This window comes from Rhodoferax sp. RT5P35 (assembly GCF_056521385.1).
This window is the reverse complement of record NZ_JBWMAX010000116.1, coordinates 1-1,462: the sequence shown is the minus strand read 5'-3', so window position 1 is coordinate 1,462 and position 1,462 is coordinate 1. Positions and strand designations below refer to the sequence as shown.

The window sequence follows — 1,462 nt, the reverse complement described above, 5'->3', positions numbered from 1 at the left end:
AACGCGGCCATTGGCGGCTCGACCAATGCCGTGATTCACCTCAAGGCCATTGCCGGGCGCATCGGCGTGCCGCTGGAACTCGAAGACTGGACGAATGTGGGCAAGGGCACCCCCACGCTGGTGGACCTGCAGCCCTCGGGCCGCTTTTTGATGGAAGACTTTTACTACGCTGGCGGCCTGCCCGGCGTGCTGCGCCGCATGGGCGAGGGCGGCCTGCTGCCGCACAAGAATGCGCTCACGGTCAACGGCAAGTCCATCTGGGACAACGTGTTGGACGCGCCCATCCACAACGCAGAAGTTATCCGGCCTTTGGAGAACCCGTTGGTGGCCGACGGCAGCATGTGCATCCTGCGCGGCAACCTGTCGCCGCGCGGTGCGGTGCTGAAGCCTTCAGCCGCCACCCCGGCGCTCATGAAGCATCGCGGTCAGGCCGTGGTGTTTGAAGACTTTGACCACTACAAGGCGCGCATTGGCGACCCCGATCTGGACGTGGACGCCAACTCCGTGATGGTGCTCAAAAACTGTGGCCCCAAGGGCTACCCCGGCATGGCCGAGGTCGGCAACATGGGCTTGCCGCCCAAGCTGCTGGCGCAGGGCATCACCGACATGGTGCGCATCAGTGATGGCCGCATGAGCGGCACGGCCTACGGGACCGTGGTCTTGCACACCAGTCCGGAAGCCGCTGCGGGCGGCCCGCTGGCACTGGTACAAAACGGCGACATGATTGAACTCGATGTCGCGGGCAGGCGCCTGCACCTGGAAGTGACCGACGACGAACTGGCACGGCGGCGCCTGAGCTGGAAACCCCCGGTCCACCCGAACCGCGGTTACCAAAAGCTGTACGTGGACCATGTGCAGCAAGCCCACCTGGGCGCTGACCTGGACTTTCTGGTGGGTGGCAGCGGCGCCCTGGTGCCGCGCGAGTCGCATTAAATAGACGATTGAAAATGATGCCTTCTGCCATTGAAGTGTCGGAACGCCCGGCACCTCTTATTCTGGGCGAGCCACGTTGTGTCTGGGCCGCAGACGCGATGCTGGGCGAAGGAACTTTGTGGTCTGTTCGGCACCAGGCGCTGTATTGGGTGGACATCCTGGGCCATCAGCTGCACCGTTACCACCCGGCCACGCAAGCGCGGGACAGCTGGGCCTTTGAAGAAGAAATATCGGCCGTGGCCGAGCGTGCATCGGCATCCGGGCTGCTGGTCACACTGCGCCGGGGTTTTGCATTTTTTAACCCGGAAACCGGCGCGCTGCAGCGCCTGCACCAGCCTGAACCCGAGCGCACAGGCAACCGGTTCAACGACGGAAAATGCGATGCGCAGGGACGCTTCTGGGGCGGCACCATGGACTTTGCCTGCGAGGCGCCGACCGGCGCCTTGTACCGATTGACGCCGGATCACCAATGCACGCGCATGACGGACGGCTACGTCGTGACCAACGGCCCGACCTGGTCGCTGGACGG

2 protein-coding genes are annotated in these 1,462 nt (G+C 64.2%); both read left to right on the top strand.

Annotated features, from left to right (window positions below):
• Positions 1 to 933, top strand: a 933-nt coding sequence (locus AC097L_RS24140; protein WP_479589261.1) for a dihydroxy-acid dehydratase domain-containing protein, incomplete at its 5' end; no start/stop codon positions are given.
• A 17-nt stretch (positions 934 to 950) separates the two neighbouring features.
• The coding region (locus tag AC097L_RS24135) for an SMP-30/gluconolactonase/LRE family protein (protein ID WP_479589260.1) at positions 951 to 1,462 on the top strand (512 nt) is incomplete at its 3' end.